Source organism: Fretibacterium sp. (assembly GCF_057312375.1).
In genome coordinates this window covers 1-2,532 of sequence record NZ_DBHLDX010000120.1, presented here as the reverse complement: position 1 = coordinate 2,532, position 2,532 = coordinate 1, and the positions used below count along the sequence as shown (strand labels likewise).

1 protein-coding gene and 1 pseudogene are annotated in these 2,532 nt (G+C 63.5%); one reads left to right on the top strand and one right to left on the bottom strand.

What is annotated here, in order from left to right:
* Nucleotides 1-144 precede the first annotated feature (144 nt).
* Nucleotides 145-1,746, top strand: coding sequence for a peptide ABC transporter substrate-binding protein (locus ACO41U_RS10325; RefSeq protein ID WP_485943755.1), 1,602 nt, complete (start codon nucleotides 145-147; stop codon nucleotides 1,744-1,746).
* 151 nt (nucleotides 1,747-1,897) lie between these two features.
* Here ACO41U_RS10325 and ACO41U_RS10320 read toward each other — a convergent pair.
* Nucleotides 1,898-2,532, bottom strand: a pseudogene (locus tag ACO41U_RS10320) (translational GTPase TypA); the annotation flags it as partial.

The window sequence follows — 2,532 nt, the reverse complement described above, 5'->3', positions numbered from 1 at the left end:
CACTCTCCGCGCAACTGGGTGTTCTTCCGCGGCGCTGAGGTCGTGGAGCCGTAGCGAGAGGACAAGAGCGGAGTGCCTGTGTCCGACGCCTTGTGAGAGGGGGCCGGGGTCACCTGGCCCCCGCCTTAATTCGGAGGTTGTGTGATGAGAGAAAAAAGGTGGTTTCTTGCGTTGGCGGTCGTGCTGTGCCTGATGGGGACGGCGTGGGCTGGGGAGAGGGAGATCGTCTACAACCTGGGCATCGAGCCCCGGACGATCGACCCCGTGCTGAACAGCGCGACGGACGGCGCCACGGTCATCTACAACCTCTTTGAGGGCCTGTTGCGCATCGGCTTTGACGACGCTCCGGAGCCGGGGTGCGCCGAGAGCTGGGAAGTTTCCGAGGACGGCCTGTCCTGGACGTTCCACCTCCGGGAGGGCCTGAAGTGGTCCGACGGCAAGCCCATGACGGCGGAGGACTTTCGGTATGGGGTCCAGCGCATGTTCACCCCGGAGAACGCCTGTCCCTTCGCCCATATCGGCTTCTTCATCAAGAACGCCGAGGCGTGCTTCAAGGGCACGGCGAAGCTGGATGAGTTGGGTGTGACGGCGGTTGACGAGAGGACGCTGCGTCTGGACCTGGAGCACCCCAGCCCCCTGATGTTGGACTACCTATCCTACCACGTCTTCTATCCGGCACGGGCCGACGTGGTCGAGGCGGACCCCCGGGACTGGCCTGCATCGGGCTCCTTCCCCTGCGACGGGCCCTTCACGATCACGGAGTGGAAGCACAACAGCGAGATGACTCTGGTGAAGAACCCTCACTACTGGGATGCAGACAAGGTGAAGCTGGACAGGCTCCGTATGGTCATGATCAACGACGCCGACGCGGCCCTGGCGGCCTTCAGGGACGGGAAGGTGGACTACAACCACACCATTCCAAGCTCCATGCTCCCGCAGCTGTTGCAGAGCGGCGAGGCCAGGATGCGAAACACCCTGGGCACGTACTTTTACGTTTTCAACACGACCCGCAGGCCCTTTGACGACGCGCGCGTGCGCAAGGCGTTTGCCCTGGCCGTCGACCGCACGGCCGTCGTCGAGAAGGTGACGATAGCTGGGCAGAAGCTGGCCAACGGCTTGATCCCTTACGGCATCCCGGGCGTGAATCCCAATGACCCTATGGTGGACTTCCGCGCCGAGGACAAGACGGAGTACCTCCCCCCGCGCGCCGACGTAGAGCAGGCGAAGAAGCTCCTGGCCGAGGCGGGCTACCCGGACGGAAAGGGCTTCCCCAAGGTGCAGTGCAAATATAACAACGATTTTTGGAACAAGGCCATCGCGGAGGCGCTTCAGGCCATGTGGAGGCAGAATCTGGGCGTTGTGGTGGACCTCGAGAACGAGGAGTGGAAGGTCTTCATCAACACCCGTAACGAGAAGGACTTCGACATCGCGCGCCACGGCTACTTGGTGGACTTCTTCGACGCGGGCAGCCTCCTGGAGCTGTGGCAGACGGGCGTTCCCGAGAACGTCGCCGGCTACGCCAACGAGGAGTATGACGCCCTGATCAAGGACTCCCTGAAGCAGATGGACCGCGCCAAACGCATTGAGGACATGCACAAGGCCGAGCAGATCCTGATGCAGGACCTGCCGGTGCTGCCGCTCTACTTCTACTCGACGCCCTACATGCAGAGCGCCCGGGTGAAGGGGGTCTGCATGTCGCCGCGCAACTGGGTGTTCTTCCGTGGCGCTGAAGTCGTGGAGCCGTAGCGAGAGGACGAGGGCGGAGGGCCTGCGGCCTGGTGCTAAAAGAGAAGGGGGTCGGCTTCGTCCGACCCCCTTCTCTTTTAGTCGGGCAATGTGCCGACCAGCTCGGCTGGTTGCCCTTGAATATGCTGACGTCCGTCCTGCTGCCCCGGATTTACTTCCTGTTGGATGGGTCCGATTCTCCCCCGGCCCTTCGGGTTGCCTTCCGCCGCTCCAATTCGTCCAGGATGGCCTTGCGCAGGCGGATGGACTGCGGCGTGACCTCGACGAGCTCGTCCGCCTCGATCCACTCCATGGCCTTCTCCAGCGACATGCGGCGCGGGACGTCGAGCTTTGTGGTCAGCTCCTTGGTGGCGGAACGGTGGTTCGTCTGCTGCTTCCTCTTGGTGGGGTTGCAGGGCATGTCCCCCGGCCGGCTGTTCTCTCCCACGATCATGCCGTTGTACACGGGGTCCAGCGGCGAGATGAAGAGCGTTCCCCGCTCCTGCAGGTTCTCCAGCTGGTAGGCCGTGGCCTCTCCGGTGTCCAGGCTCACCAGGGAACCGCGGCTCCGCGTGACGAGGTCCCCCGCCCAGGGCGCGTAGCCGGAGAAGCAGCTCGACATGATGCCCAGGCCGCGGGTGTCGGTGAGGAACTCCCCCCGGTAGCCGATGAGACCCCGCGTCGGTATCTCGATCTCGATGCGCAGCAGGCCGCGGTCCTGATTGATGACGTTCTTCACCTTGCCCTTGCGTTGGGACATCTTCTCGAAGACGATGCCCTGGTACTCGTCCGGGACGTCGACGGTCA

What these genes read in the sequence shown, in the direction of transcription:
- ACO41U_RS10325 (WP_485943755.1), top strand. Translation starts at nt 145, where the DNA reads ATGAGAGAAAAAAGGTGGTTTCTTGCGTTGGCGGTCGTGCTGTGCCTG.